Genomic DNA, 2,262 nt, shown 5'->3' with positions numbered 1-2,262 from the left:
CATCATTTAAGTTCTTAGCATAGCCGGAAATACCCAAAGCTTGCGCCTGCCTACTGGTGTGATAACGAAAGCCAACACATTGAACTACGCCTGACACGACAAAAATATACTGCAGAGTATCCATAACGTTGCCTCATAAATTATATGGATGATATAGTTGCGATTCTATTCATTCACCATTTATTGGTGGGCTTACTTCGAGTATTACAATTATGAAAGAAATCCCGTTTCGTTGGATTGACAAATATCTCATTCACCTAAAAATCCAAGAAAAGTTCTATCTACTATTCTTATTACCTCTTATCGCCCTGGTTATACTGACTTTAGTTTTAGATAGCGCCGCGGACTCTTTACTTGCTCACCTTTATCAGGATGAATTGCTCCTGACGAAAGGGCTGATTGAAGCTGGACAACTCACTAAAGATCAGGTGTCTCAACTCATTAGTAATTCTGAAACCATCTCTTTAGGATATGGTGCAGGATCTGTTTCTGTCATGAATGGCGCCTTCAGTTTAGTCGCAAGCCATGACCAAAACTTATGGTCAGCTCTATCTACTACTCAGGTATCGATTATTGCAGTAACTCTCACGCTGATAGCTCTGGGGGTTTACTACATCATGACTTTCATTGGTGGTGCTATGTTCTCGATGAACAAAGCACTCAGCACACTTGCGAGTGGCGATTTAACTTGTCGCATGAACTACTTTTTAGTTCGCGATGAGTTCAGTGAAATTGCTATTACTATCGATAAGGTAGCCGAGCGTGAACAAAACATGGTTCTCTCAATCCAAGAGTCCGTTGCTCTCATGCAGCAAATCAGCTCAGATTTGAACCAGTCAACACAACAAAGCTCAGATATCTCAAGTAATCAACAAGAGCACTTGAATAGCCTCGCCAGCGCAACTGAACAAATGGCAGCAACGATTCGCGAAGTCGCTACCCTTGCCCATGATTCAAGCACTCAAACAATGGACGCTCGTGGTGTCGCACAAAGTGGTCAAGTTAAGGTTTCTAATACTTTGGAATCGATCTCTAGCTTATCCCAAGAGATTCAATCGGCTTCGCAAGCAGTAGAAGAACTCGATGCTAATGCAGCGCAGATCGATGAAGTAGTCGCAACCATCAATGGTATCTCTGAACAAACTAACCTGTTAGCGCTAAACGCTGCGATTGAAGCTGCTCGAGCTGGAGAGCAAGGCCGTGGTTTTGCAGTTGTTGCTGATGAAGTTCGCGCTCTTGCCGGACGAACTCAACAAGCGACAGTTGAAATCCAGAGCATGATCGAGTCGTTACAGCGTAACAGCCAATCATTAACAAAACTGATGGAAGTGACAGTAAACAATGCCAATGAAGGCCAAACACTGATGTCGGAAGTGAACGTTGAGATCGGTTCTTTAGCTGAGAAAAACCAGTCTATTTCTGATAGTAGTACGCAAATTGCTACTGCTGCAGAAGAGCAAGGTGTCGTTGCGGATAACATTGCACAAAGCGTTGAAGAGATTCGTCATCAATCAGACGGCATCTGCGAGATGATCAGTAAAAGTAACTCTAACGTTGACCAACTTCGTAAGCAGAGCGATACGATGGAAGGTTTGCTGACAGGTCTTAAAGCTTAATACTGACATCTATGATGGTTCAATACAAGGGCTGCTTTTGCAGCCCTTTCTTATTTGCTTTTCCCTTGTACTTCCCCGACAATACCCCTCCTTCAAATTCAACAAACAGAGTAAATTATGACTCCTTCAATTCATCTAGCTAAAGGCCGAGATAAATCACTACGCCGTAAACACCCTTGGGTATTTTCACGCGGTATCGATAAGGTCGAAGGCGAACCACAACAAGGTGAAACTGTAGACGTATATGCTCAGAATGGTCAATGGCTAGCAAAAGCGGCTTACTCACCAGAATCTCAAATTCGAGCTCGTGTTTGGACATTTGAAAAAGAAGAAATTAACAAAGCGTTCTTCGTAAAACGAATTCAAGACGCGCAATCACTGCGTGAAGACATCATTGAGCGTGATGGTTTAACTGGCTACCGCCTTACCGCTGCAGAGTCTGATGGACTGCCAGGTATCACTATCGACAAATATCAAGACTACCTAGTTTGCCAACTACTAAGTGCGGGCGCTGAATTCAATAAGAGCGTATTGGTTGAAGCTTTAATTGAATGCTTCCCAGACTGTAATATTTACGAGCGTTCAGACGTAGCAGTTCGTAAAAAAGAAGGCCTAGAACAAGTTGTTGGTGTACTTCACGGTGAAG

Annotated in this window: 2 protein-coding genes and 1 pseudogene; 2 read left to right on the top strand and 1 reads right to left on the bottom strand. The window is 43.2% G+C overall.

Translation table 11 applies throughout. The features are described 5' to 3' along the window. Positions 1-124, bottom strand: a 124-nt coding sequence (locus AB4653_RS21300) for an acylphosphatase (RefSeq protein WP_372105274.1), incomplete at its 3' end; no start/stop codon positions are given. 88 nt (positions 125-212) lie between these two features. Here AB4653_RS21300 and AB4653_RS21295 point away from each other — a divergent pair. Continuing rightward, positions 213-1,616 carry a methyl-accepting chemotaxis protein gene (locus tag AB4653_RS21295; protein WP_102257899.1) on the top strand — a complete coding sequence of 468 codons (1,404 nt, stop codon included), beginning with the start codon at positions 213-215 and terminating at the stop codon, positions 1,614-1,616. 117 nt (positions 1,617-1,733) lie between these two features. After that, positions 1,734-2,262, top strand: a pseudogene (locus tag AB4653_RS21290) (23S rRNA (cytosine(1962)-C(5))-methyltransferase RlmI); the annotation flags it as partial.

This window comes from Vibrio sp. 10N.222.48.A3 (assembly GCF_041475345.1).
In the GTDB taxonomy this organism is placed as follows: domain Bacteria; phylum Pseudomonadota; class Gammaproteobacteria; order Enterobacterales; family Vibrionaceae; genus Vibrio; species Vibrio tasmaniensis_A.
The sequence above is the reverse complement of the archived record's forward strand: the minus strand, read 5'-3'. Positions and strand labels throughout refer to the sequence as shown.

What these genes read in the sequence shown, in the direction of transcription:
- AB4653_RS21295 (WP_102257899.1), top strand. Translation starts at nt 213, where the DNA reads ATGAAAGAAATCCCGTTTCGTTGGATTGACAAATATCTCATTCACCTA.